Source organism: Methylobacterium brachiatum (assembly GCF_900113845.1).
GTDB classification, from domain to species: Bacteria; Pseudomonadota; Alphaproteobacteria; order Rhizobiales; family Beijerinckiaceae; genus Methylobacterium; species Methylobacterium brachiatum.
The window spans coordinates 1-24,489 of the sequence record NZ_FOQW01000032.1; the positions used below are offsets into that span (position 1 = coordinate 1).

20 protein-coding genes and 1 pseudogene are annotated in these 24,489 nt (G+C 71.7%); 8 read left to right on the forward strand and 13 right to left on the reverse strand.

From position 1 onward, the window contains the following. The first annotated feature begins 366 nt into the window (after positions 1–366). Positions 367–2,139, forward strand: coding sequence for a magnesium chelatase subunit D (locus BMZ47_RS26620; protein ID WP_244536943.1), 1,773 nt, complete (start codon positions 367–369; stop codon positions 2,137–2,139). Between the two features lie 45 nt (positions 2,140–2,184). Here BMZ47_RS26620 and BMZ47_RS28745 read toward each other — a convergent pair whose 3' ends face one another. After that, positions 2,185–2,331: a hypothetical protein gene (locus BMZ47_RS28745; protein WP_163005950.1), complete on the reverse strand. Its 147-nt coding sequence runs from the start codon at positions 2,329–2,331 to the stop codon at positions 2,185–2,187. Positions 2,332–2,538: 207 nt separating this feature from the next. Between BMZ47_RS28745 and bchO the strand changes: the two genes are divergently transcribed. The 5 genes from bchO (at position 2,539) to BMZ47_RS26645 (ending at position 8,103) form a co-directional block, all read left to right on the forward strand. Further along, positions 2,539–3,444 (forward strand): alpha/beta fold hydrolase BchO, encoded by a 906-nt coding sequence (bchO, locus tag BMZ47_RS26625; protein WP_091865338.1) that lies wholly within the window; start codon positions 2,539–2,541, stop codon positions 3,442–3,444. Between the two features lie 112 nt (positions 3,445–3,556). Continuing rightward, positions 3,557–4,339 (forward strand): gamma-glutamyl-gamma-aminobutyrate hydrolase family protein, encoded by a 783-nt coding sequence (locus BMZ47_RS26630; protein ID WP_091865340.1) that lies wholly within the window; start codon positions 3,557–3,559, stop codon positions 4,337–4,339. A 292-nt stretch (positions 4,340–4,631) separates the two neighbouring features. Next, the gene (gntA, locus tag BMZ47_RS26635) at positions 4,632–5,390 is read left to right on the forward strand and encodes a guanitoxin biosynthesis heme-dependent pre-guanitoxin N-hydroxylase GntA (protein WP_091865341.1); all 759 of its coding nucleotides are present in this window, start codon (positions 4,632–4,634) and stop codon (positions 5,388–5,390) included. A 75-nt stretch (positions 5,391–5,465) separates the two neighbouring features. Further along, entirely contained in the window at positions 5,466–6,062 is a 597-nt protein-coding gene (locus BMZ47_RS26640; protein ID WP_091865300.1) for a DUF1989 domain-containing protein, read from the forward strand. A gap of 301 nt (positions 6,063–6,363) precedes the next feature. Then, positions 6,364–8,103 carry a methyl-accepting chemotaxis protein gene (locus tag BMZ47_RS26645; RefSeq protein ID WP_091865303.1) on the forward strand — a complete coding sequence of 580 codons (1,740 nt, stop codon included), beginning with the start codon at positions 6,364–6,366 and terminating at the stop codon, positions 8,101–8,103. A 258-nt stretch (positions 8,104–8,361) separates the two neighbouring features. Here the strand turns inward: BMZ47_RS26645 and BMZ47_RS26650 are convergent, their stop codons facing one another. The 3 genes from BMZ47_RS26650 to BMZ47_RS26660 form a co-directional block, all read right to left on the reverse strand. Beyond that, positions 8,362–9,615, reverse strand: a complete 1,254-nt coding sequence (locus BMZ47_RS26650) for a cytochrome P450 (protein WP_091865305.1) — start codon at positions 9,613–9,615, stop codon at positions 8,362–8,364. 79 nt (positions 9,616–9,694) lie between these two features. After that, positions 9,695–10,975, reverse strand: a complete 1,281-nt coding sequence (locus BMZ47_RS26655) for an NAD(P)/FAD-dependent oxidoreductase (RefSeq protein WP_091865307.1) — start codon at positions 10,973–10,975, stop codon at positions 9,695–9,697. Position 10,976: 1 nt separating this feature from the next. Then, positions 10,977–11,222, reverse strand: a complete 246-nt coding sequence (locus BMZ47_RS26660; RefSeq protein WP_091865309.1) for a ferredoxin — start codon at positions 11,220–11,222, stop codon at positions 10,977–10,979. Positions 11,223–11,506: 284 nt separating this feature from the next. Here BMZ47_RS26660 and BMZ47_RS26665 point away from each other — a divergent pair, with 284 nt between their 5' ends. Beyond that, positions 11,507–12,064, forward strand: a complete 558-nt coding sequence (locus tag BMZ47_RS26665) for a hypothetical protein (protein ID WP_091865311.1) — start codon at positions 11,507–11,509, stop codon at positions 12,062–12,064. A gap of 22 nt (positions 12,065–12,086) precedes the next feature. On the opposite strand, the gene BMZ47_RS26670 is transcribed toward BMZ47_RS26665, so the two are convergent. From BMZ47_RS26670 to BMZ47_RS26715, 9 genes are all read right to left on the reverse strand, one after another. Then, on the reverse strand, positions 12,087–13,838 hold the full coding sequence (locus BMZ47_RS26670) for a class I adenylate-forming enzyme family protein (RefSeq protein ID WP_091865313.1): 1,752 nt from the start codon (positions 13,836–13,838) through the stop codon (positions 12,087–12,089). Beyond that, a complete protein-coding gene (locus BMZ47_RS26675; RefSeq protein WP_091865314.1) occupies positions 13,835–14,605 on the reverse strand; it encodes an SDR family NAD(P)-dependent oxidoreductase in 771 nt (256 codons plus the stop codon). Before BMZ47_RS26675 ends, BMZ47_RS26670 begins: the two co-directional genes overlap by 4 nt. A gap of 421 nt (positions 14,606–15,026) precedes the next feature. Continuing rightward, positions 15,027–15,809 carry an SDR family NAD(P)-dependent oxidoreductase gene (locus tag BMZ47_RS26685; RefSeq protein ID WP_091865317.1) on the reverse strand — a complete coding sequence of 261 codons (783 nt, stop codon included), beginning with the start codon at positions 15,807–15,809 and terminating at the stop codon, positions 15,027–15,029. 1 nt (position 15,810) lies between these two features. Beyond that, positions 15,811–16,869: a phosphotransferase family protein gene (locus tag BMZ47_RS26690; RefSeq protein ID WP_091865319.1), complete on the reverse strand. Its 1,059-nt coding sequence runs from the start codon at positions 16,867–16,869 to the stop codon at positions 15,811–15,813. Continuing rightward, a complete protein-coding gene (locus BMZ47_RS26695) occupies positions 16,866–18,101 on the reverse strand; it encodes an acyl-CoA dehydrogenase family protein (protein ID WP_091865321.1) in 1,236 nt (411 codons plus the stop codon). The genes BMZ47_RS26690 and BMZ47_RS26695 overlap by 4 nt, the downstream gene beginning before the upstream one ends. Positions 18,102–18,353: 252 nt before the next feature. Continuing rightward, the gene (locus tag BMZ47_RS26700) at positions 18,354–19,859 is read right to left on the reverse strand and encodes an ATP-binding cassette domain-containing protein (protein ID WP_007560871.1); all 1,506 of its coding nucleotides are present in this window, start codon (positions 19,857–19,859) and stop codon (positions 18,354–18,356) included. Next, positions 19,856–20,776 (reverse strand): branched-chain amino acid ABC transporter permease, encoded by a 921-nt coding sequence (locus BMZ47_RS26705; protein ID WP_007560869.1) that lies wholly within the window; start codon positions 20,774–20,776, stop codon positions 19,856–19,858. Before BMZ47_RS26705 ends, BMZ47_RS26700 begins: the two co-directional genes overlap by 4 nt. 211 nt (positions 20,777–20,987) lie before the next feature. Next, positions 20,988–21,863, reverse strand: coding sequence for a branched-chain amino acid ABC transporter permease (locus BMZ47_RS26710; protein WP_007560867.1), 876 nt, complete (start codon positions 21,861–21,863; stop codon positions 20,988–20,990). A 19-nt stretch (positions 21,864–21,882) separates the two neighbouring features. After that, positions 21,883–23,142 (reverse strand): ABC transporter substrate-binding protein, encoded by a 1,260-nt coding sequence (locus tag BMZ47_RS26715; RefSeq protein WP_091865323.1) that lies wholly within the window; start codon positions 23,140–23,142, stop codon positions 21,883–21,885. 312 nt (positions 23,143–23,454) lie between these two features. On the opposite strand from BMZ47_RS26715, the pseudogene BMZ47_RS26720 reads away from it, so the two are divergent. Beyond that, positions 23,455–24,481: pseudogene (locus tag BMZ47_RS26720) on the forward strand (cyclase family protein). Positions 24,482–24,489 lie beyond the last annotated feature (8 nt).

A 24,489-nucleotide genomic window follows, 5' to 3' on the forward strand; every position in this document is an offset into this window, starting at 1 on the left:
CATGACCACCAAGCCGACCCCATGCTCCCGGCAGAACGTCGCGAGTTCGGCATGGCCGTCCGGGGTGTTGGCGACCTGTCGCCACGGACCGTGGCGGCCAATGCGGGCATCCAGCGTGGCGGCGCCGACATCCACTCCACAGATGATGTCTGTCACGGTAACCTGCCTTGTCCATGCGACGGGCTGTCGAGCGACTGTCCGGTCGTGCGTGACGAGGCGGCCTCCGGTCCCAAAGCTCTCCCACGGTTGTGGCCTGAGGGGGGACGGGCGTCAGAGACCGCGCGCGAGGGTCGGCGGCCACCGACCCTCGCGCAGCCCTCATCTCACCATCCCAAAGGGCCGACCGCCAGATACAAGGGGAGCGCCATGTCCGGACGAGGCGGGTCGGGTGCGAAACCCGCTACCGTCGCGCCGCCCCTCTCCCGACCCTCGCTGACGCGAGGGCCACCCTCCCCCGCAGAGGGGGGAGGGAAGGCGGAAGCGTCCCAAAACATCTGGCCTGATGCCCTGCGCGCCGCTCGCCTCCTCGGCGCCGACCCGCACGGCTTCGGCGGCGCGGTTGTGCGGGCGGCGCCTGGACCGGTGCGTGACCGCTGGCTCGATGCTGTGCGGGCGCAGCTTCTCCCGGATGCGCCCTGGCGCCGGCTGCCGCCGGGGATCGGCGACGACAGCCTGCTGGGTGGCCTCGATCTCGCCGCGACCCTGGCGGCCGGCCGGCCGGTGGCGCGGGCGGGATTGCTGGCGCAGGCCGATGGCGGGCTGATCGTCGTTCCCATGGCCGAGCGGCTGCCCCCCGGCATCGCGGCCCGCCTGGCCAGTGCCCTCGACACCGGCACCGCGTTGGAGCCCCCGGCGCGCTTCGGCCTGATCCTGCTCGACGAGGGCGAGGGGGACGAGACGGTCGCCGACGCCCTGGCCGACCGGCTGGCCTTCCGGATCGATCTGAGCGGCCTCGGGATCGCGGATTGCGATGCAGCGGTGCCCCGCATCGAAGCTCCGCCCGCCCCGGAGGACGACCCGCTCGGAACGCTGTGCCGGCTGGCGGACGCCTTCGGCGTCGCTTCCCTGCGCGGCCCGATCCTGGCAGCCCGGGTGGCGCGGGCGCTCGCCGCGGGGGAGCCGATCGGCCCGGACGCGATCACTGCGGCGGCCCGGCTGGTCCTGGCCCCGCGCGCCACGCGCCTGCCCGGACCGGAGGCGGCGATGCCGGAAGACGCCGCTGCGCCCCCGCCGCCCGCGGAGAATCACGCCGCGGAGGACGCGGCGGATCCGGCGCCAACTGACGCGGCCGAGGATCGCGTGCTGGAGGCGGTGCGCGCGGCGATCCCGCCGAACCTTCTGGATCAGCTGCTGGCCGGCGGCGTCCGCCTTTCCACCGCGAAGGCCGGACGGGTCGGCCAGCCGGCGGCGGCGCGTAAAGGGCGGCCGATCGGAAGCCGGCGGGGTGATCCACGCCGCGGGCGCCTCGATCTGCTGGCGACCCTACGGGCGGCGGCCCCGTGGCAGGCCTTACGGCGTGGGGACGGAGATACCCGCCCGATCGTGGTCCGGCGGGACGATCTGCGGATCCGGATCCTGCGGCAGCGGACCGAGACCACGACGGTGTTCTGCGTGGACGCCTCGGGCTCGGCCGCGCTGGAGCGTCTGGCGGAGGCCAAGGGCGCCGTCGAGTTGCTGCTGGCCGAGGCCTATGTCCGGCGCGACCGGGTGGCCCTGGTGGCGTTCCGCGGCGCCGGCGCGGAGCTGGTCCTGCCGCCGACCCGCTCGCTCACCCGGGCGAAGCGCGGCCTCTCGGGCCTGCCGGGCGGGGGTGGGACGCCGCTGGCTGCGGGGATCGACGCGGCGCTCACGGTCGCCCTCGGCGTGCGCCGGAGCGGCAGCCGGCCGGTCATCGTGCTGCTGACCGATGGGCGCGCCAACGTCGCGCGCTCGGGGGAGGGCGGCCGGGCCAAGGCCGGCGCCGAGGCCCTGCAGGCGGCCCGCGCGCTGCGCGCGGCCGGGTTGCCCGCCCTGGTGATCGATACCGGTGCCCGTGGCGAAGGCGCACGCGCGGTCGCAGACGCGATGGCCGCCCGCTACCTTGTGCTGCCCCGTGCCGATGCCGGGCTGCTCAGCGCGGCGGTGCGGGCCGCGCTCTGAGCGTCGTCGCGGGCCGGACCGGGCCGGCCTCGGTCGAGGCTCGGATCAGAGATGGATGCCGACGCCGAGATCGGCGACGCGCTGGTTGTGGGACATCCAGGCGTTCAGCATGTCGCGGAACAGGGTACGGAAGCTCCAGCGGCCGGAGGTCGAGGCAGCGATGTGATGGGTCGAGGAGGTGAAGACGATCATGGCCGGTTCCGTCGGTAGGAGATGCGCGGTGCCTGGGAGCGCCACCGTGATGCCGTCTTTGCTGCGTCGCAGCAATCGGGTTTCCGGCAGCGGTGGCATGCGGTTTCCGCATGCAATCTCAATGTCTTACGAAATACTTCCAACCCAGCACGATAGCGCATCGGCGCGGTCTGCGCTCAAGCTTGGTGCAACGCGGGATATCGGGTGGTGCTGAGCGTGCGCGACGCAAACCGGCCCGACTGGGCGGTCGAGGGCCGGGATTGGCCGCACCGGGAGGCGAGCCGCTTCGTCGAGGCGGCGGGCCTGCGCTGGCACGTCCAGGAATTCGGCCGGCCCGAGGCGCCGGCGCTGCTGCTCCTGCACGGGACCGGGGCGGCCACGCATTCCTGGCGCGGGCTGGCGCCGCTCCTGGCCCAGGACTTCCACGTGATCGCCCCGGACCTGCCGGGCCATGGCTTCACCGATCCCCTGCCGGATGCCGACCTGTCGCTGCCCGGCATGGCGCGGGCGGTGGCGGGCCTCGTGGCAGCGCTCGGACGCCCGCCCGTCGTGGTGGCGGGCCACTCGGCCGGGGCGGCCGTGCTGGCGCGGATGTGCCTGGACGGCGCGATTGCACCGCGTCTGCTCGCGGCCTTCAACGGCGCGCTCGCGCCGCTGCCGGGGGCGGCGAGCCTGCTGTTTCCCGGCATGGCCCGGCTGCTGTTCCTCAACCCGTTCACGCCGAAGATCTTCGCCTGGACGGCCGATCGGTCGGCGGCCAAGCGGCTGATCGAGGGGACCGGCTCGCGGCTCGATCCGCAGGGCGTCGATCTCTACCGGCGGCTCTTCGCCCGGGCCGGCCACGTCCGCGGGGCGCTCGGCATGATGGCGAACTGGGACCTCGCCGGGCTGCACCGGGCCTTGCCGGAGCTGACGGCCCGGACCCTGCTGATCGTCGGCAGCGACGACCGGGCGATCCTGCCCGACACCGCTTTCACGGTCCGCGACCGCCTGCCCGACGCCCGGGTCGCCCTGATCCGCGGGCTCGGCCATCTCGCCCATGAGGAGGCGCCGGAGCGCGTCGCCGAGGTGCTCCTCGACGAGGCAAGGGCGATGGGCTTTCTCGGAGCCTGAAGCGGCCGCCGCCACCGGTCCCGCGGGGCTGGCGCCGCCCTTGCCTGGGTCGTAGAGCCAACCGCAAGCTGTGGGATTGGCGGCGAAGCCGCGACGAGGAGTGGCCGTGACGATGGCGAGACCCGTGATCGGCGTCATCGGAAACACACGCCTGCTCGACAACCGGTTCACGGCCCAGATCGTCGGCGAGAACAACCTGCGGGCGGTGGCCGAGGTGGCCGGCGCCCTGCCGCTGATGTTCGCGGGCAGCCCGGCGGTCACCGATCTCGGCGACCTGCTCGCCACGGTGGATGGCGTGCTGCTCACCGGGGGCCGCGCCAACGTCCACCCGACCCGCTTCCAGGCGGCGCCCCACCCCGCGCATGAACCCTACGACGAGGCCCGCGACGCGGTGGCCTTGCCGCTGATCGAAGCCTGCGTCGCGCGCGGCGTGCCGCTGTTCGGGATCTGCCGCGGGTTCCAGGAGATCAACGTCGCCTTCGGCGGCACCCTGCATCCGGAGATCCGCGACTTGCCCGGGCGCCTCAACCATCGGATGCCGCGGCTCGAGAACGGCGAGATCCATCCGGATCTGGAGGTGGTCTTCGCCGACCGCCACGAGGTCCGCCTGGTTCCGGGCGGCGCCTTCGCGCGGCTGCTCGGCCGCGCAACGATCCGGGTGAACTCCCTGCACGGCCAGGGCATCCTGGAACCGGGTGCCCGCGTCGTGGTCGAGGGCATTGCCGAGGACGACACGATCGAGGCGATCCGCATCGCCGATGCGCCCGGCTTCGCCCTGGGCGTGCAGTGGCATGCCGAGCACGATCCCGCGACGAACCCGATCAACCGCGCGCTGTTCGAGGCGTTCGGGGCTGCGGCGGCGCGGCGGCGTGCCGAATCCCGCCGACCTCGTTGAGCTGGATTGCGCCGGGGATCGGGTCCGCGAAGTCGCGAAGCGGGTAATGCAGGCTTCGCGGATCGTTGGGCCGAGTCTATCCCGTCTTAATCTATGTTTGTCCGCTTGCCGAACATTGCGCCAGATCTTTCGCTGGGCCGTCAGATTCTTCCCGCGACGGCGCTTGATTCACCTTCTCCCCGGACGACCTGTCGCAGGCGGGAACGGCATCCTGTCGCTGGGGTTGCCCGAGTCCCGAACAGCGGTTGCCTTTCCCAGGGCATACCTGCGCAGAACTTGAGCCATGGACCGCATGCAGCTGCCGCGCGACGACCAAGAGCATCCCCGTGCCCAGGCCTTTCGCGAGTTCATCCGGAACCCGCCCTTTCCCTGCGTCGGCGCCAAGTCGGCGCTCTCGCGCGGACGCATGAAGATCGTCGTGGCCCGGGACATCACCTCGGGCTGGGACGACATGCGCATCTACCCGGCGCTGCTCGCCTTCGTGGCGCGCTACCGGGAGGCGCCCGACCTGTTCCAGAGCTTTGCCGTGGTGTTCGAGGGGCCCGGCGACCTCTCTGAGGAGGCGTTCGAGCAGAACCTCTGGGCGCGGGCGCAATCCCTCACCGACAAGGATGCCTGGCTTGGGCAGCCCCACGACGCGCGCGTGGCGGATGATCCGGACAACCCGCATTTCTCCCTGAGCTTCGGCGGCGAGGCGTTCTTCGTGGTCGGGCTGCACCCGAACGCGAGCCGTCCGGCCCGGCAATTCTCCTCGCCGGTCTTGGTGTTCAACCTCCACGCCCAGTTCGAGCGTCTGCGCGCCGAGGGCCGCTACGAGAAGCTGCGTGCCTCGATCCTGGAGCGCGACGAGGCCCTGGCCGGCAGCCTCAACCCGATGCTGGCGCGGCACGGCGAGACGTCGGAGGCGCGCCAGTATAGCGGCCGCGTGGTCGATGCCGATTGGCGTTGCCCGATGCAGGGCCGGCCCGCGGCCCCCGCCACGCCGGCCACCGACGATTGGCATCCGCTGGCCTCGCCGCTCGACAGCCTCGTCCCGTCCAACGGCGGCTGAGGCGTCGCGCATCGGCCTGGATCGCGGCGGCGTCTGCCGCGTTTCCGGCCGGACGAAAGCGGGAGCGGAGACATCATGGACCGGGCGGACGTGCAGCAGATCGAGCCGCGCTCAGGCGTCGCCTTCACCCTGGACCGGGGCCAGCGCCTCACGGTGATCGACCCGCGGGGCGAGCAGGTGGCCGATCTCGTCGCCTACAACCGCCACGACACGGGCGAGGTGATCTCCTCCGGGCGGACCCTGGATTATGCCAGCCGGATCTACCTGACGACGGGCGATCCGCTCTATTCCAACCGCTCGAACGTGCTGCTGCGCATCGTCGAGGACACGGTCGGGCGCCACGATTTCCTGCTGACGCCGTGCTCGGCCGACACGTTCCGGATCATCTACGGCGACACCGACCCGCATCGCGGCTGCTTCGGCAACCTCGCCGCGGCGCTCGCCCCCTACGGAATCGCGCCGGACGCGATCCCGGTGGCATTCAACTGCTTCATGAACGTGCCGATCGACGGGACGACCGGGGCGCTCACGGTCGAGCCGCCGCTGAGCCGGGCCGGCGACCGGATCGTGTTCACCGCCGAGACCGATCTGATCATCGGACTGACCGCCTGCTCGGCGCTGCAATCGAACAACGGCAGCTTCAAGCCGATCCACTACCAGATCGATGGCTAGGGCGCCGACCCCGGCCGACGGCGCCAGACTTACGGCGACGTATTTTGTATTTTTTGCTTGAAAACCTCTGCGAACGAACGATCGTCTGGCGGTACGCGCGCTGAATAGACAAGAACAGATTTTTTCTTACTTCAAAGCGATCAAAATACGCCGCCAGCACCCGGCGTGGACCTAATATTTACCAATCGCGTGTCAAACCTTCGCCCCGGAACAGCGCCGAGGGTCGGGGCCGCCCGTGCGGTGCCGCCCCCGGCGCTGAGAACCCCCGACGGTTTTCGCCCGTCCCGTTCCCGGTGCCCCGATGACACGCTCGCAGACCCACCGCTCGCCCGAGGGCAATCCTGCGCCCCGGTGGAGCCTCTCGAACGTCACGCTGCGCCACAAGCTGGCAGCCGTGATGGCGCTGGTGCTGGCCGCCGTCGGCGCCCTCAGCGGCCTGAACTACATGGACACCCGATCCTCGGCGCTCGAGGATCGCGCGCTGATGACCAAGAATCTCGGCGACGTCGCGCAGAGCCTGATCGGCCATTACGCGGCGCTGGCCTCCGCCGGCCGGATGCCGCTCGATCAGGCCCAGAAGGCCGCCCTCGATGCCGTCAGCGCGTTGCGCTTCGGCAATGCCGACTACTTCTTCGTCCTCGACACCGATGGGCGCCTGATCGCCAACGCGTTCAACGCCAAGAATGTCGGCAAGGTGGTCCTGGACCAGACCGACATGCCGGGCGGCAAGCGCTACTTCGCCGAGATGGTCGAGGTGGCCAAGCGCGAGGGCTCCGGTTTCGTCAGCTACATGAAGCCGCGCGCGGGCGGGACCGAGCCGGTCGAGAAGGTCGTGAGCGTGCAGCTGTTCAAGCCGTGGGGCTGGATCCTGTCCGCCGGCCTCTACCGGGACGACGTCCACGCCGCCGTGCGCAGCCGCGCCATCGCGAACGCCCTGTGGTCCGCGGGCCTCGTGATCCCGGTTCTGGCCCTGCTCCTGCTCATCGGCAACGGCCTGTCGCGGCCGATCGTGCGCCTGACCGCGGCGATGCGGGGGCTCGCCGGCGGCGACCTCGCGGTGCCGGTGGCGGATCAGGCGCGCGGCGACGAGGTCGGCGCGATGGCGCGGGCGGTGCAGGTGTTCAAGGACGCGCTTATCGCCAAGCAGGAGGCCGAGGCCGCCGCCGCCGTCGAGAACGCCGCCAAGATGCGCCGGGCCCAGGCGCTGGACGAACTGACCACGCGGTTCGACGCGCATGTCGGCGCCCTGACGCAGAGCCTGTCCTCGGCCGCCGTGGAGATGGAATCCACCGCCCGGGAGATGACGCGCACCGCCCTCCGGACCACCGACCAGTCCGGGCGGGTCGCCGCCACCTCCGAGCAGACCTCGGCCAACGTCCAGACCGTGGCGGCCGCCAGCGAGGAGATGTCCGCCTCGATCCAGGAGATCGCTGCCCGCGTGGCGCAATCCTCCACCATGGCCGACAAGGCCAGCCTCGACGCGGCCCGCACCAACGAGCTGATGCAGGTCCTGTCCCGCGGGACGGACCAGATCAGCGAGGTGATGGGCCTGATCGCCGGGATCGCCGGGCAGACCAACCTGCTGGCCCTCAACGCCACCATCGAGGCCGCCCGGGCCGGCGAGGCCGGCAAGGGGTTTGCCGTGGTGGCCGGTGAGGTGAAGGCCCTGGCGGCCCAGACCGCCAAGGCCACCGACACGATCGCCGGCCAGATCGCCGCGATCCAGAGCGAGACCCGCCACGCGGTCGAGTCGATCCGCACCATCGGGGGGACGATCGACACGATGCGCACGGTGGCCCTGAGCGTGGCCGCGGCCATGGAGGAGCAGGGCGCGGCCACGAGCGAGATCGTTCGGAACGTCACCGAGGCGGCTCAGGGGACCCAGGCGGTCAGCGCCGACATCGCCGACGTGCTCCAAGCCGCCGGCGAGACCGGCGCGGCGGCGGGCCAGGTGCTCAGCGCCGCCCAGGATCTGGCGCGCTACGCCTCGGGCCTCGGCCAGGAGGTGACCACCTTCCTCGCGGCGGTGAAAGCCGCCTGAGGGACGCCAGCCTAAGCATTACCTCCGGCGCGTTGAGATGGTGTTCCCCTCGCCCCGCTTGCGGGGAGAGGGCCGCGACGACCTCGTCGTCGGCGCGGCGAGGCGGCAGCCGAAGGTGAGGGGGTGATTCCGAAGGAAGCTCTTCCGGAATCGCCCCCTCACCACCGCTTCGGCTTCGCCTGCGCTTCCTGCACGGACGACGAGGTCCGTGCGGGCCTCTCCCCGCAAGCGGGGCGAGGGGACCCGCGTCAAAAAAAATCAAAGAATCCCGCCGATCGCCACCCGCAGATGCTCGGGGCCGCGCAGGGCGGCGCCGGGCCGGTAGGGCGGCGGGTCCTCGACCAGCCGGGGGGCCTTGAGGCGCTTCGCGAGAGCGGTGAGCGCCGCCTCGGCCTCGAACCGGGCGAGCGGGGCGCCGACGCAGTAATGCAGGCTGCCGCCGAAGCCGAGATGGCGGATGCCGGCGCGGTCCGGGTCGAAGCGGTCGGGATCCGGAAAGACCGCGGCATCGCGGTTGCCGGAGGCCAGCAGCAGGACGAGGTCGGCGCCCTCGGGGATCGTGACGCCGGCGATGTCGATGGCGGACAGGGTCTTGCGGGTCCGGAACTGCACCGGCGGCTCGTAGCGCAGGAGTTCCTCGATCAGCCGCGGCGCGCGGCCGGGATCCTGGCGCAGGCGCTCCAGCTCGTCGGGGTGGCGCAGCAGCGTGAGCAGCCCGTTGGTGATCAGGTTCACGGTGGTCTCGTGACCCGCCACCAGCATCAGGATCGAGGTCGCGATTAGGTCGTAATCGCCCATCTTCACGCCCGCCGGCGTCGCCTCGTTGGCGAGCCCGGAGAGCATGTCGTCCTGCGGGTGGCGGCGCTTCTCCTTGATCAGGTCGGCCATGTAGCCGCCGATCGCGTCGAAGGTCCGGCTGTTCTCGGCGCGGATCTCGGTGTCGGACAGGCTGTCGGGCTCGAGCGCCGTGGCGAGCTGCGTCGCCCAGCCGTGGAATTTCGGCTCGTCCTCCCGGGGCACGCCGAACAGCTCGCAGATCACCGTCACGGGGAGCGGGTAGGCGAGGTCGTCGACCGCATCGATCTCCCGGGCGTCGCGCTTCTCGTCGAGCAGCTCGGCCACCAGACGCTCCGAGCGCACCCGCATCGCCTGCACGCGCTCGCGGGAGAACTGGTGCATCACGGAGGCCCGCAGGACATCGTGGTCCGGCGGATCGCGGAAGATGAAGACCCGGTGCCGGTCCATCATCCAATCCTTGAGCGGCTTGACGATCAGGTCCGTCAGCGGGTTGCCGGTGCGCGGACGGTCGGCCGGGGGCAGCGTCTCGGAACTGACCCGCGGATCCTGCAGCAGGCTCGCGATGGTGCCGTGCGTGGAGGCCACCCAGGTCCCGGATTCGGTCCCGTCATCCTGGCGCGAGACCGGGTTCTGCCGCAGCTTGGCGTAGACCGGATAGGGGTTCGCCCGGTTGGCGAAATCCTTGACCTGGTCGAGGAGGGTGGCGTCGGGCATGCGGTGTCCGTGTGCTGCGGCGCTTCAGAGCGATTCCCTGGCGGCTGCGTCCCGAAACCGGGGCGAGACGCCGGGCGTGTCAGGCGAAACCCGGGGCGAGGATCGTGATCCCCCGCGCCGGGCGATCGGCCGCCGCCCCGTGGGGCGGGAACGGCGCGGCGGTGGCGACCAGTTCGGCATGGGCCGGAAGCCAGCGGGCGCTGTCGACCGACACCGCGGCGACGCAGCGGCCCTCGCGGCCGTAGACGGCCACGAAGCGACCCGAGCCGGGCTCGCCCTGGGTGAAGGCCACGGCATCCGCCCCCGTGGTCAGCCCGGCGGATTTGACCACCACGTCGCCCTGCGTCGACCAGAAGGTCGGCAGCGCGCCGTAGGGAGCCTCCGGCTTCACCCCGGCCAGCAGCCGCCCGGCATGGATTCCCTGCGCGACGGCGTGGCTCCAATGCTCCAGCGCGGCGCGCCGGCCGCCATAGAGCGGATGGGGGAAGCGGGCCACGTCGCCGGCCGCGGCGATACGGAGATCGGGCTGCCCGTCGCGGTCGAGGACGTAGCCCGCCGCGTCGCAATCGACGCCGCCCGGATCGGCCGAGAGGCCGGATCCGTCGAGCCATTCGGTGTTGCGGAGGGCCCCGAGGGCGATCACCGCGACATCGGCCTCGATGCGGGTGCCGTCGGTCAGATGGGCGCGCACCAACCGGCCGTCCTCGCCCTCCAGCCACTCGACCTCGCTGCCGCAGCGCAGGTCGACGCCCCGGCCTTCGTGGATCGCCCCGATGAAGCCGCCCACCGCGCTGCCGAGGACGCGCGACAGCAGCGTCGGACCGGATTCGACCAGGGTCGCCCGCAGCCCGAGCTTCCGGCACAGGCTGGCGACCTCGCAACCGATGAAGCCGCCGCCGATCACCAGGACTCGCCGGGGCCGAGCCGCCAGGGCGGCCCGCAGAGCCGCGGCGTCGTCCCGCCCGCGCAGGGTGAAAACGCCGGACAGCCGCCCCTCATGCGGGTTCGGCCAGGGCCTGGCGCGGGTGCCGGTGGCGATCAGCAGCCGATCGTAGGGCAGGGCGCGCCCGTCGGCGAGGTGCAGGGTGCGGGCGGCGCGGTCGAGGCGCGTCGCGGCGCTGCCGAGGATCCACGCCACATCCGTGCCGAGGCTGCTCGGCAGCGTGGTGGCATCCGCTGGGGTCTCCCCGGTGAGGACGTGCTTCGAGAGCGGCGGTCGGTCGTAGGGCCGGTACGGCTCGTCGCCGACGATGGTCAGCGGGCCCGAGAACCCGGCCTCCCGCATCGCCTCGGCGCCGCGCAGGGCCGCGAGGCCCGCACCCGCCACGATCACGCGCTCGGCAGTCGATCCCGACGCCATCTCAGGCGCCCCGCTCCGGATCCTCGACCCGGATCGCCTGGACCGGGCAGGCGACGCGCGCCCGCTCGATATCGGCCCGGTCCCGGGCGGCCGGGGCGGGATCGTAGATCAGGGCCTCGTGCCCCTCGATGCGGAAAGAGCGCGGCGCCGCGTAGCAGCACTGGGCATAGGCCTGGCAGAGATTGAGATCGACGCACACCCGCAGGCCGGGTGACGAGCCGGAGGATGCATCAGCAGTTGTGGACATGGCGGTGCAACCGCGGCGGCGACGGCGGGGTTCCGCGAGGATTGCAGATCCCGCCGTCGCAGGGCCCCGCCAACCGTCTCGCCGAGAGTATCGGACGCATGATCGGGGATCCTCGGCGGCGCGGCAAGGGTCGTTCACGCGAATCCAGACCGATTCACCAATCTAAAATTGTCGTGGGGGATCATCGCCAGACCGGAGCGTCGGAATTCCCCTCCGTGACGGTTCGCTCTATTGTCGCGCCGCCCGCGGACCGATCCGAAGTCCCGCGATCTCAGGAGGGCACCATGCCGTACGGTGCACGACCGAGTCTCGCCGCCCTCATCCTGTCCCTCACGCTGGGCGTGACCGGCGCCTCGGCCGAGCCGGCCTCCGGCTGGACCGACCCGCCGGCCCGCAAGCCGGTTCCGGCCGCGAGCCCGGCCGAGACGCCGAAAGCCGCGTCGCCCGCATCGCCCCCTGCCGCCTCGACCCCGGCCGCCGCGGCCCCGTCCCGCAAGGCGGTCGCCGCCCGGCCTGCCCCGAAACGCGTCGTGACGCACCATCCCGCCCCGGCAGCCAAGCGCGTGGCCGCGACCCCGCACCGGCCACGCGTCGCCGCAGCCCCCGCGCGGATCGTTCGCCCGCCCAGGATGGTCGCGGTCGCGCCGCCGCCCCCACCGCCGGACGGCTATCCGCGCTACCGGGCCTACAATTACGGCCCGGGCTATGCCGACGAGCGGCTGGAGCGCCTGCGCGCCGCGGAGGCCGCGGGCTACCTGGTCGTGCGCCGCCGCACCGTGGAATTCCCGGACGGCCGGTCGCTGCGGGTCTACCGACCGGACGACGAGGGCGAGCCGTTCTGAGCCGGAGCGGCCGCCGCCGAAGTCAAAGACCGGGAGTCGAGCCGTCGGCGAACACCGCCCGCAGCGGCGCCCGCAGGATCTTGCCCGCCGGGTTGCGCGGCAGGAGCCCGTCCCAGACGACCACGCGCACCGGCACCTTGAAGGCTGCGAGCCGCTGCGCCGCGAAGGCCCGGATCTCCTCGGGCTCGGTCCGGGCGCCCTCGGCCAAGGCCACGATCGCGCCGGGCTCCTCGCCGAGTGTGGGGTGGGGTATCGGCAGCACCACCGCATCGATCACGTCGGGGTGCGCGTAGAGGGCGTTCTCCACCTCGCAGCAATAGATGTTCTCGCCGCCGCGGATCAGCATGTCCTTGATCCGGTCGACGATGGTTAGGAACCCCTCGTCGTCGGCGCGGGCGAGGTCGCCCGTGCGCAGCCAGCCGTCGGCCAGCACCTCGGCCGTGGCCGACGGGTCGTTCCAGTAGCCGCGGACCACGTTCGGGCCCTTCACGCAGAGCTCGCCGATGCTGCCGGGGGCTAAGTCCTGGCCCAGCGGATCGAGGATCCGCACCTCGCAGACCGGCAGGGGCGGGCCGCAAGAATCGGGATGCGCGCGGTAATCCTCGGCCTGGTGATGGGTGAAGGTCGCCGAGGTCTCGGTCATGCCCCAGCCGGTGGCGGGGACGGCCTTCGGGAAGGCCTCGCCCAGGGCGCGCACGAGGTCGCCCGCCGCCGGGGCGCCGCCATAGGTCACGGATTCGAGGCTCGGCAGCGGCCGGCCGGCCTCTTGGGCGGCGGTGGCCAGCTGCCAGGCGATGGTCGGCACGCCGCCGGCGCCGGTGCAGCCCTCCCGGTCGATCAGGTCGAGGGCCTCAAGGGCGTCCCAGCGATGCATCATCACCAGGCGATGGCCGCCATAGAGCGCCGCCCCGAGGCTCGCGTGGCAGCCGGTGACGTGGAACAGCGGGATCACCAGCAGCGAGGCCCGCTGCGACGCGGACGGGTCGGGCCTCAGAAGCGCCTCGCCCCGGCGCAGGGCGCTGCGCGCGGCGGAATAGGGATAGGCCATCACCGTGGTCGCCGCCGCCCGGTGGGTGCCGACCGCGCCCTTGGGCCGGCCGGTGGTGCCCGAGGTGTAGAACAGGGTCGCGTCGTCCTCGGGGTCAAGGGCGATATCCGGCGGCGACCGGTCGGGCAGGGTGGCCCAATCCGCAACGGCGCCGATCACCGCGGAGAGCGGCGTCGCCCGGTCGTCGGGCTCCATCCGCGTGACGAAAATCCGCTCCAGCGCCGGGCATTCGGCCCGGTGGGGCGCGATGCGCTCGAACCGCGCGCCGTCGGCGATCAGCACCCGCGCGCCGGAATGCTGGAGCGCGTAAGCGAGTTCCGGCCCGGTCCACCAGGCGTTGAGCGGCGTCGCGATCGCCCCGGCCAGCAGGGCGCCGTAATAGCAGACCGGCCATTCCGGCAGGTTGCGCAGGGCGATCGCCACCCGATCGCCCTTGCCGATCCCGGCCGCCACCAGGGCATGGGCCAGGGCGGTCGCGGCGCGGGCGAAGCCCGCGAAGGTGACGCGCTCGTCCCGGTAGACCACGAAGGTCTTGTCGCCATGCCCCTGGGCGATGCGGAACAGGTCGCGCAGGGTCGGCGGCGCGGTCGTCCAGATCCGGGTCGGCACGCCGCGGATCGGCACCGTGGCGATCGCGAACGGCGCGCCCGGGGCGGTGAGGCGCGCCTCCGCGTCGCGGAAGGAGAGGGCCGGCCAGCCGGCGGGGAGGCGGGGATCAGGGCTCATCGCGCGATGGTCACGCCGCCGTCGATGACCAACGCCTGGCCGGTGACGAACCGGCCGGCCGGCGAGGCCAGGAACACGGCCGCGCCCGCGATCTCGTCGGGCTCGCCGATCCGGCGGAGCGGCGCGGCCTCCGTGGTGGCGGCCAGCATCTCGGGGTCCTCCCACAGAGCCCGGGCGAAATCGGTGCGGATCAGCCCCGGGCACAGGCAGTTCACCCGGACATTGGCCGGGCCGTATTCCACCGCGTAGTTGCGGGCGAGCTGAAGGTCGGCAGCCTTGGAGACGTTGTAGGCGCCGATCACCGGCGAGCCCTTCAGCGCGCCGATGGACGAGACGATCACGATCGCCCCGTCCCGCCGCGCAACCATGCCGGGGGCGACCATCTGGATCAGCCAGTGGTTCGACAGGACGTTGTTCTCCAGGATCTTCCGGAACTGCGCGTCCGAGATGCCGGCCAGCGGCCCGTAATACGGGTTGCTGGCGGCGTTGCAGACCAGCACGTCCACCGGCCCGAGCCGGGCCTCGGTCTCACCGACGAGATTCTCCAGCTCCGCCTTCACGGAGATGCTGGCCGGGATCGCCACGGCGCAGCCCGGGCCGTGGGCGGCCTCGATCTCGGCCACCACCGCGTCGCAGGCCGCGCGCTTGCGCGACGAGATCACCACCCGGGCGCCGTGCTCGGCCATCCGCAGGGCGATCGCCCGGCCGATGCCCCGGGACGAGCCGGTGATCAGCGCGACCTTGCCGGTCAGATCGAACAGGGACATGGGTCGGCTCTGCTCCGGACGGGGCGGCACGCGCCCGCCGCCCTCATTCCGCGGGCTATGATGCTCGGACATCTTCGACGGAAGAAGAGCCCGGTCGAAGACACGCGCCTCTCCCTCCCCCCTCTGCGGGGGAGGGTGGCCCCTGCGTCAGCAGGGGTCGGGAGAGGGGAACCCGGCCTCCGGATTGAGCAGAGCGGGCATGAAGGCCGCAGCCGTATTCTGCACCGTCGCTCCCCTCTCCCGACCCCCTTCGGGGGCCACCCTCCCCCGCAGAGGGGGGAGGGAGGGCGCGTGCCCTCTCCGGAGCGAGCTTTCCTTTCGAGGCACACACCATCCAGAACCTGGTGTGTGAATCCGCCAGCCCGCGCGGGAAAGGGAATCCGCGCCTCATACAGCCGCCGATCTGCCCCTCCAGCCATCGTCACACCTCCGACTCCGCCAGCATCGACCGGCGCAGGCGCGCCATGCCGGCGAGCCAGCGTTCGGGGTCGTCGGCGCGGCGGCGGGCGTAATCCGCCACCTGCGGGTGCGGCAGGATCAGGAACCGACCGGCGGACAGCCCGTCGAAAGCCGCTTCGGCCACGGAGTCGGGCGAGAGCACGCCGTCGCGGGCGGCCGCGCTGGCCGCGCCGAGCATGGCGGTCTCGACGCCCTGCGGGCACAGGGCGGCGATCCGGATGCCGTCCGCAGCATGCGCGATGGCGAGGTGTTCCAGGAAGGCGAGGGCGGCGTGCTTGGTGGCCGAATAGGTGGCGCTGCCGATCTGGCTCAGCAATCCGGCGGCCGAGACGGTGCCCAGGAAGGCGCCCCCGCCCCGGGCGAGCCAGAGCGGGACCAGGACGCGCGCCGCGTGGACATGGCCCATCACGTTCACCGACCAGGCGCGTTCCCAGCTCGCCGGATCGGCCGAGGTCGCAAGGGCGGGATCGGGATCGCGCTCGAGGATGCCGGCATTCGAGCAGTACAGGGCGATCGGCCCGATCTCGGCCTCGATCCGGGCGAGGGTCCCGGCGACGGCCTCGGCATCCGCCACGTCCATTGGATAGGCCCGGCCGCCGAGCCGGGCGGCGACGGCCTCCGCCCCGACGCCGTCCCGGTCGAGGGCGACGATCGTCGCGCGCCGCGCCTGCGCGGCCTCGGCGAGCGCCCGGCCGATGCCCCGTGCGGCTCCGGTGACGGCGACGACGCGGCCGGCGAGATCCATCTCAGGCCCCCGCCCGCTCGGCGAAGGCCCAGGCCGAGGCGGCGAGCGTCGGCACCCGCGCCGCCATGGCGGCGGCGTGCTCGCTCGCGGCGTTGCCGGCCTTGGCGCGGGCGGCCACGCCCTGGAGGATGCCGACCAGCCGGAACAAGTTGTAGGCGAAGTACCAGTCGAGCTCGGGTAGGTCCGCCCGTCCGGCGGCCCGGCAGTAGAGCGCCACCGCCTCGTCCCGGGTCGGGATGCCCAAAGCCGGCAGGTCGAGCCCGCCGAGCGCACTGCGGCCGTCCGCGGGCAGCGCCCAGTGCATCAGCAGGTAGCTGAAATCGGCGAGCGGATCGCCGAGCGTCGACAGCTCCCAGTCGAGCACCGCGCTGACGCCGCCGTCGGGCGAGAAGATCAGGTTGTCGAGGCGGTAATCGCCGTGGACGATGGCGGTGCCCTGCTGTTCGGGCACGGTCTTGGGCAGCCACGCGATCAGGCGCTCGACATCCTCCAGCCGGTCCTCCTCGGCGGCGCGGTACTGGCGAGTCCAGCGGTCGACCTGCCGGGCGAAGTAGTTGCCGGGCTTCCCGTAATCGGCGAGCCCGGCTGCCTCCGGGTCGATCGCGTGGAGCCGGGCCAGCGTGGCGATCATCATGGCGTAGTGCCGGTGCCGGCCATGCGGGTCGAGGCCGGGCAGGGTGCCGTCCCAGTGCACGGTGCCGCCGACCGCCTCCATCACGTAGAAGGCCGCGCCGATGATGGTTTCGTCTTCGCAGAGCGCGAAGGGGCGGGGGACGGGAAAACCCTCGCCGTAGAGCGCGCCGATCACCCGGAACTCGCGCTCCACCGCATGCGCCGAGGGCAGGAGCGGCCCGAACGGCTTGCGCCGGAGCACGTAGGCCTGGCCGGGCGTCTCCAGCCGGTAGGTCGGGTTCGACTGGCCGCCGCGGAACTGCTGCAGGTTAAGCGGCCCGGCATAGTCGCGGACATGTTCGGCGAGCCAGGCGGCCAGCCGGGCCTCGTCGATCCGATGGCGCGGCTCGACCGGCTTCACGCCGGAGAAGGCGTCGGGGCCGCTCATGTACCCTCCCGGGCATTGGTGTAGCGCCCGAATTCGAGCCGGGCGATGGAGCGGTTGTGCACCTCGTCCGGCCCGTCGGCCAGCCGCAGGGTGCGGATATGGGCGTACATCTTGGCCAGTCCGAAATCCTCGGACACGCCGGCGCCGCCATGGGCCTGGATCGCGTCGTCGATCACCTTGAGGGCGATCCGCGGGGCGGCGACCTTGATCATGGCGATCTCGAGCTTGGCGCCCTTGGCGCCGACCTTGTCCATCATGTCGGCGGCCTTCAGGCAGAGCAGCCGGGTCATCTCGATGTCGATCCGCGCCTCCGCGACCCGCTGCTCCCAGACCGATTGCTCGCTGATGCGCTTGCCGAAGGCGACCCGCGAGACCAGGCGCCGGGCCATGGCCTCCAGCGCCGTCTCGGCCACCCCGATGGTGCGCATGCAATGGTGGATGCGCCCCGGCCCGAGCCGTCCCTGCGCGATCTCGAAGCCGCGCCCCTCGCCGAGGATCAGGTTCTCCGCCGGGACGCGCACGTTCTTCAGCACCACCTCGCCGTGACCCTTGGGCGCGTCCTCATAGCCGAAGACCGGGAGCAGGCGCTCGACGCGCAGGCCCGGCGCATCCATCGGGACGAGGATCTGCGATTGCTGCCGGTGGCGGGGGGCGTCCGGATCGGTCTTGCCCATCAGGATCGCGATCCGGCAACGCGGATCGCCGACGCCGGTGGACCACCATTTGCGGCCCTCGATGACGTAATGCTCGCCGACCCGGCGGATCGCGGTCTCGATGTTGGTGGCGTCCGAGGAGGCGACGTCGGGCTCGGTCATCAGGAAGGCCGAGCGGATCGTCCCGTCCATGAGCGGTCGCAGCCACTGCTCCTTCTGGGCCGGGCTGCCGTAGCGGTGCAGCACCTCCATGTTGCCGGTATCCGGCGCCGCGCAGTTGAAGCATTCCGACGCGATCCCGACCTTGCCCATCTCCTCGGCGCAGAGCGCGTAATCGAGGTTGGTCAGGCCGGCGCCGCGGTATTCGTCCGTGTCATGCTCGGGGGAGGGCGGCAGGAACAGGTTCCACAGCCCTTCGCCGCGGGCCTTGTCCTTCAGCCGTTCCATTGTGGCCGAGGGCGCGCGGCTCGCCGCCCGCTCGGCCGCCACCGCGGCGGCGGCGGGCCGGATCGCGTCGGCGATGAAGGTGCGGACCCGGGTCAGCCACTGCGTCTGGGAGGGGGAGAGGTCGAAATCCACGGCATCCGCTCCTTCCCGCTACACGCTTGGATGCATCCCCTCGCCCCGCTTGCGGGGAGAGGGCCGCGACGACCTCGTCGTCGGCGCGGCGAGGCGGCAGCCGAAGGTGAGGGGGCGGCTCCGAATGAGCCTCATCCGTTCAAGCCCCCTCACCGCCGCTCCGGCTGCGCCTGCGCTTCCCGCACGGACGACAAGGTCCGTGCGGGCCTCTCCCCGCGAGCGGGGAGAGGGAAGGCCGCCGTCGCCGGCCCCTTACAAATACTTCGCCCCCATCTCGCCCGCGAAGCGGTCCGGCGGGCCTTCCCAGACGATGCGGGCCTGTTCCAGCACGTAGACCCGGTCGGCATGGGGGAGCGCGAAGGTGACGTTCTGCTCGCCGAGCAGGACGGTGATCGGCGTGGTCTGGCGCAGGCGCTCCAGGGCCTTCGACAGCAGCTCCAGGATCACCGGGGCGAGGCCGAGCGTCGGCTCGTCGAGGATCAGGAGGCGCGGGCGCATCATCAGGGCGCGGGCGATGGTCAGCATCTGCTGCTCGCCGCCGGACAGCGTGCGGGCGGTCTGGCCCTCGCGGGCCTTGAGGATCGGGAACAGCTCGTAGAGCCAGTCGCGCCGCTGCACGCTCTCGGCCTTGGTGACGTGCTGGCCACCGAGATCCAGGTTCTCGCGCACGTTGAGATCGCCGAACAGCTCGCGGGTCTCCGGCACCTGGACGATACCGGCCCGGGCGATCGCGGCGGGGCTCAAGCGCGCGAGATCCTGGCCGTCGAACCGGATCGTCCCGGTATGCGGGACCAGGCCCGAGATGGCGTTGAACAGGGTGGTCTTGCCGGCGCCGTTGAGCCCCACCACCGAGACGAACTCGCCCTCGTGGACGTGGATCGCAGCGCTGCGCAGGGCCTGCGCCTTGCCGTAGAGCACGTCGACGTTCTCGACGGTGAGCAGCGAATCCGGCTTGAACGCCGCCTCGGGCCGAGCCGCGGTCTCGATGCTGCCGCCGAGATAGACCCGGCGGACGGTCGGGTCGGCCATGACGGATTCGGCCGAGCCCTCGGCGATGCGCTCGCCGAGATACATGGCGAAGACCCGGTCCACGAGGGCCGCGACGCTCTTCACGTTGTGGTCGACGAGGAGCACCGCCTTGCCCTCGTCGCGAAAGCCGCGGATCAGCTCGGAGAAGGCCGCGACCTCGCCGCCGGTCAGTCCCGCGAAGGGCTCGTCCACCAGCACCACCTTCGGGTCGCGGGCGATCGCCTTGGCGAGCTCCAGCCGGCGCAGATCCGCGAAGGGCAGGGTGCCGGGCCGCCGGTCGACGACCGCGCCGAGGCCGACGCGCTCGGCGATCTCCCGCGCCCGCCGCGCCACGTGCGGGTCCGCGGCCAGCCGGATCAGGCTGTCGGGCAGGAGGGCGAGGCTGATATTCTCCAGCACGGTCTGCCGCTGGAGCGGGCGGGCGTGCTGGAACACCAGGCCGACGCCAGAACGAGCGACCCGGTGGGCCGGCAGCCCACCGATCTCGGCGCCGTCGAGGCGGATCGAGCCGGCGGTGGGCCGCTCGAGCCCCATGATCAGCTTCATCACGGTGGACTTGCCCGAGCCGTTCGGCCCGATCAGGCCCAGGATCTCCCCGGGTCGCAGGTCGAGGTCGATGTCCTTGACCGCGACCAGGCCGCCGAACCGCTTGGTCAGGCCGCGCACGGTGAGGCAGGGTTCGGCGAGGGAGGCGGCGCGGGGCGGCGCGGGCCTGACGGCGACGGTCATCGCGCTCTCCGGACGGATGCGAGGCCGAGCAGCCCCGAAGGCACGAACAGGATGACCAGCAGGGCCACCGCCGAGACCACGAAGGTCGAGAGGGGCCCGAGCGGCCGCAGCAGCTCGCCTGCGGCGATCAGGAACACGGCCCCCAGGGCGGCGCCCACGATGGTCCGCCGGCCGCCGAGCACCGCCGCGATGATCACCTGCACGCCGACCGCGGTGTCGATCAGCGTGCCGACCGAGGCGGTGCCCATGTAGAAGACCACCAGACCGCCCGCGAGGCCCGAGAAGGCGGCGCTGACCGCAAAAGCCGCGAGCTTGTGCTTGGCGACGTTGAAGCCCAGCGCCCCGGTCACGATCGGGTCCTGGCCGGCGGCCTGGAGGATCAGCCCCGCGGGCGAGCGGGCGATGGCGGTGAGCACCAGCCCGGCGAAGGCCATGAAGCCGAGCGCGATCCAGTAATTCGTGTCGGCGTCGATGGAGATCACGTCCGGCACCGTGAGGCCGATCTCGCCGCCGGTGATCCCGGAGAACACCACGATCATGTTCTGCAGGAGCAGCACCGCGACCAGGGTGATGAGCCCGAAATACGGGCCCCGCACCTTCAGGGCCGGCAGCGCCAGGGCCAGGCCGCCGACCACCGCGAGCACGGTCCCGGCCGCCAGGCAGTAGGGGATCGGCACTTCGTAGCGGTTGTTGAGGATGCCGGCCCCGTAGGCCCCGAGCCCGATCAGGAAGGTCGGGCCGAAATTCACCTCGCCGGCAAAGCCGAACAGCAGGTCCCAGGCCATGGCGAAGACGCCGAAGTAATACGCGATGGTCAGGAGCCCGAGGATGTAGCCCGAGACCCACCAGGGCAGGAACGCGGCCAGGGCGAGCGCCAGCAGCGCGACCCAGAAGCCCGGGGTGGAGAGGAGCTTCATGGGGTCAGCCTCATCGGTGAAACGACCGACCTCACTCGGGACCGAGACCCGTCCCGCCCAAACCCCTCATCCTGAGGTGCCGCGCCAGCGGCCTCGGAGGAGACCTCCAGGGATCGCGCGCCCGATTGGAGACCTCCTTCGAGGCCTGCGCTGCGCTCCGGCACCTCAGGATGCGGGCGCAGGCTGGGGGCCCGTGGGGCGGAAGAAACCATCACCGCCGCCCCAGCAGGCCCTGCGGGCGCAGGTACATCACGGCCACGAGCAGCAGCAGCGCCGGGATCACCCGGTAGGCCGGGGAGATCAGGTAGGCGGTGGCGGTCTCGAGATAGCCGACCACATAGGCCGCGATCAGCGAGCCGGTGACGCTGCCCAAGCCCCCCAGCACCACGATCGAGAAGGCGCTCGCGGTGAGCGGCCCCACCGAATAGGACGAGACGCCCAGGAACATCCCAAGCAGCACCCCGGCGATGCCGGCGAGCAGCCCGTAGATCGCCCAGACCGCGACGTAGATCCGGGACATGTCGTGGCCGAGCAGCGTGACCCCGCGGGGGTTCATGGAGGCGGCGAGGAGGACCTTGCCGGCCCGCGCCTTGTTCACGAACAGCCAGAGCAGGCCGATCACGATCCAGCAGATCACCGCGGTGAAGATCTCGTTCTTCGGCGTGCGCACCCCGGCGATCTCGATCACGCCCTCGACGATCGGCAGCACCGTCTTCGGATTGTCGGTGAAGAAGTAGGCCACCAGTTCCTGGATCATGATCCCCCAGAGCAGGGTGCCGGTGAGCACGAAGATCTCTTTCTCCTCGCGCGGGATCGCGCGGCTGCGCTCGATCGGGGCGACGATCGCGAAGTAGGTGACCAAAGCGGCGGCCAGGCCGCACAGGATGCCGATCCCGGCGCCCGCGTAGGAGCCGAGGCCGAACTGGGACGAGGCCGCCCAGGCCGCGACCGCGGCCATCACCATCAGCGCGCCGTGCGAGAGGTTCAGCACGCCGGAGACGCCGAAGATCAGGGTGAAGCCCATCGCGCCGAGCGCGTAGAGCGCCGAGATCGCGAAGCCGTCGACGAGGATCTGAAGCCCGATCATCGCGCTCTCCCCGACCGCATCACTGCACCGCCGGCTTGACCGCGGGCGGGAGGACCAGCTTGCCGTTGGCCACCTCCGTCGGCCAGATCGCGACCTGCTTGCCGCTCTGCCACTGGGCCAGCAGCCCGGTGACGAAGCCCCGCCCGTACTTGATCGAGTGGGTGAAGGTCTCGTCCTTGCCGTAGAACTGGATCCGCCCGACCGTGCCGAGCCAGTCGGTCTTCTCCAGGGCGTCGACCAGCTTGTCGGCTTCGGTGGAACCGGCGCGCTTCACCGCGTCCGCGGCGTAATGCATGGCGTCGTAGGCCATGTAGCCCGCGTAGGACGGGGCGCCGCCGAAGCGCTTGATGTAGGCGTCGGTGAAGGCGTTCGTCTTCTCGGTCATCGCCACGCCCGGCACCGCGATGGCGTCGAACAGCACGCCCTGCGTGCCGCCGTTGGTGTTGGCCCAGAAGGTCGAGGAGGTCGCCTGGCCGCTGATGCCGGTCATGGCGATCGGAACCTGCTGGTTCTGCCATTGCACGGTCGGCTGCACCCCGACATGGGCGATGCCGGTCACGATCAGGTCTGGCTTGGCCGCCTCGATCTTGTTGTAGATCGGGGTGAAGTCCCCCGTATCCGGCGAGAACCGGACATGCTCCACCACCTTCAGCCCGGCCTTGGGGAGGCATTCCTCGTAGGCCGCGTCCAGCGGGCGGGTCCAGGCCGCGTCCTCGCTCATGATCGCGGCGGACTTGGCCTTGAGCAGCCCGACCAGCGCCTCCTTGGCCGAGTCGCAGACCGACTGCGCCAGGGCGTGCGAGGTCAGGTAGCCGTGGAAGGTGTAGCGGTTGCGCGCGTAGTCCTTATGGACGGCGACGCTGATCTCGTTGGAGGCCGCGCCCGGTGTGATCATCGGGGTCTTGAGGCGGGCCGACCACGGCATCAGGGCCAGCACGACCTCGGAGATGTAGCTGGCGATGACGAGGTTGACCTTGTCCTCGCTGACCGCCCGCTGGAAGGCGCGGACCGCGTCGGAGGCGGAACTCTTGTCGTCGTAGGTCACGACCTGGATCTGGCGCCCGTCGATGCCGCCCTGGGCGTTGATCTCGTCGGCGGCGAGCTGGACCGCCTTCGGGATCGCGGACCCGGCCACCGACTGCGCCTCGGCGATCACCCCGATCTTGATCGGGTCGGCGGCGCGGGCCTGCCCGGTGAGCATCAATCCCGCCGCGAGCAGCGCGGGCAGCGTGCGCCGAATCGGGGCACGCCGAGCGACGACGCGCACGGTCTCGGACATCGGCGATTCCTCATCCCAGGTGCCCGAATTTTTTATTCGCGGGCTTGGGATGAACTGTATCCGCGCCAAAGCAGAGCACAAGACCTGCGTCGGGATCGGCCGGTGACGTTTCGGCCCAGTCGTTTTCCGCCCGGGGTATCGACTCGCTGCGCGCCGGCCTAGGCTCCGGGCGGCGCCGCGAAACGCGGGCCCGACAGCCTCGAAGAAGGGCGACGGACAGGTGAGGAACGCACGCTCGGCCGCGGCCGGGGTTCGCCCCGGACCGCGGCCCCGGATTCCGGCGACGCGCCTGCTGCCGCGGGGAACGCGCGCATGAGCCTGCGCTGGACCCGGCGCCCCGAGGGCTCGACCTGGGGGGATTTCGGCCCCGACGACGAGCGCGGGCGGCTGAACCTCCTGACCCCCCGAGAAGGTCCGCCAGGGCGTCGCCGAGGTGCGCGAGGGCCTGACCTTCTGCCTCAGCCTGCCTCTCGACCTGCCGGGCGGCAACGTCCTCAATCCGCGCCGGCACCCGCCGCAGATCACCCCGACCCGGCGGGCCAACGGCCGTCCGAACATGAACTTCCCGGTCTGCGAGGAGGTCGACGGCGCCACCGACGTGATCTGCGACGACCGCGCCCTGATCCATCTGCAATACTCGACGCAGTGGGACTCGCTCGCCCATGTCGGCTCGCTGTTCGATGCCGACGGCGCGGGTGCCGCGCCGACCTTCTACAACGGCTTTCGCGGCGGCCGGGACATCGTCGGGCCGAGCACCCCCGAGGCCGCCGACCAGCCCTCCCGGGCGAAAAAGCTCGGGATCGAGCGGCTGGCCGAGGTCGGCATGCAGGGCCGCGCCGTGATGATCGACCTGCGCGCCCATCTCGGCGACGCCAAGGCCAAGGTCGGCTACGATCAGCTCGCCGGCATCATCGCGGCCGACGCGGTCGTGATCGAGCCCGGCGACATGGTCTGCCTGCATACCGGCTTCGCCGAGCGGTTGATCGCCATGGGCGGGGCGCCCGATCCGAAGCAGGTCCACAACCTCTGCGCCGGGCTCGACGGCCGGGACCCGCGGCTCCTCGACTGGATCACGCGCTCGGGCCTCTGCGCGCTGATCGCCGACAACTACGCGGTCGAGGCCTATCCGGCCGGGATAGGGCCGGCCTGCTGCGCGACCCTGCCGCTCCACGAGCACTGCCTGTTCAAGCTCGGGGTCAATCTCGGCGAGCTGTGGCACCTGACGCCGCTGGCCGACTGGCTGCGCGCCCATGGGCGCAACCGCTTCCTGCTCACCGCGCCGCCGCTCCGCCTGCCGGGCGCGGTCGGCTCGCCGGTGACGCCGATCGCGACGGTGTGAGGGAGACA

Bases quoted from the DNA above. Each gene is read 5' to 3' on its own strand.
- BMZ47_RS26620 (WP_244536943.1), top strand. From the start codon at position 367: ATGTCCGGACGAGGCGGGTCGGGTGCGAAACCCGCTACCGTCGCGCCG.
- BMZ47_RS28745 (WP_163005950.1), bottom strand. From the start codon at position 2,331: ATGATCGTCTTCACCTCCTCGACCCATCACATCGCTGCCTCGACCTCC.
- BMZ47_RS26630 (WP_091865340.1), top strand. From the start codon at position 3,557: ATGGCGAGACCCGTGATCGGCGTCATCGGAAACACACGCCTGCTCGAC.
- gntA (WP_091865341.1), top strand. From the start codon at position 4,632: ATGCAGCTGCCGCGCGACGACCAAGAGCATCCCCGTGCCCAGGCCTTT.
- BMZ47_RS26640 (WP_091865300.1), top strand. From the start codon at position 5,466: ATGGACCGGGCGGACGTGCAGCAGATCGAGCCGCGCTCAGGCGTCGCC.
- BMZ47_RS26645 (WP_091865303.1), top strand. From the start codon at position 6,364: ATGACACGCTCGCAGACCCACCGCTCGCCCGAGGGCAATCCTGCGCCC.
- BMZ47_RS26650 (WP_091865305.1), bottom strand. From the start codon at position 9,615: ATGCCCGACGCCACCCTCCTCGACCAGGTCAAGGATTTCGCCAACCGG.
- BMZ47_RS26655 (WP_091865307.1), bottom strand. From the start codon at position 10,975: ATGGCGTCGGGATCGACTGCCGAGCGCGTGATCGTGGCGGGTGCGGGC.
- BMZ47_RS26660 (WP_091865309.1), bottom strand. From the start codon at position 11,222: ATGTCCACAACTGCTGATGCATCCTCCGGCTCGTCACCCGGCCTGCGG.
- BMZ47_RS26665 (WP_091865311.1), top strand. From the start codon at position 11,507: ATGCCGTACGGTGCACGACCGAGTCTCGCCGCCCTCATCCTGTCCCTC.
- BMZ47_RS26670 (WP_091865313.1), bottom strand. From the start codon at position 13,838: ATGAGCCCTGATCCCCGCCTCCCCGCCGGCTGGCCGGCCCTCTCCTTC.
- BMZ47_RS26675 (WP_091865314.1), bottom strand. From the start codon at position 14,605: ATGTCCCTGTTCGATCTGACCGGCAAGGTCGCGCTGATCACCGGCTCG.
- BMZ47_RS26685 (WP_091865317.1), bottom strand. From the start codon at position 15,809: ATGGATCTCGCCGGCCGCGTCGTCGCCGTCACCGGAGCCGCACGGGGC.
- BMZ47_RS26690 (WP_091865319.1), bottom strand. From the start codon at position 16,869: ATGAGCGGCCCCGACGCCTTCTCCGGCGTGAAGCCGGTCGAGCCGCGC.
- BMZ47_RS26700 (WP_007560871.1), bottom strand. From the start codon at position 19,859: ATGACCGTCGCCGTCAGGCCCGCGCCGCCCCGCGCCGCCTCCCTCGCC.
- BMZ47_RS26705 (WP_007560869.1), bottom strand. From the start codon at position 20,776: ATGAAGCTCCTCTCCACCCCGGGCTTCTGGGTCGCGCTGCTGGCGCTC.
- BMZ47_RS26710 (WP_007560867.1), bottom strand. From the start codon at position 21,863: ATGATCGGGCTTCAGATCCTCGTCGACGGCTTCGCGATCTCGGCGCTC.
- BMZ47_RS26715 (WP_091865323.1), bottom strand. From the start codon at position 23,142: ATGTCCGAGACCGTGCGCGTCGTCGCTCGGCGTGCCCCGATTCGGCGC.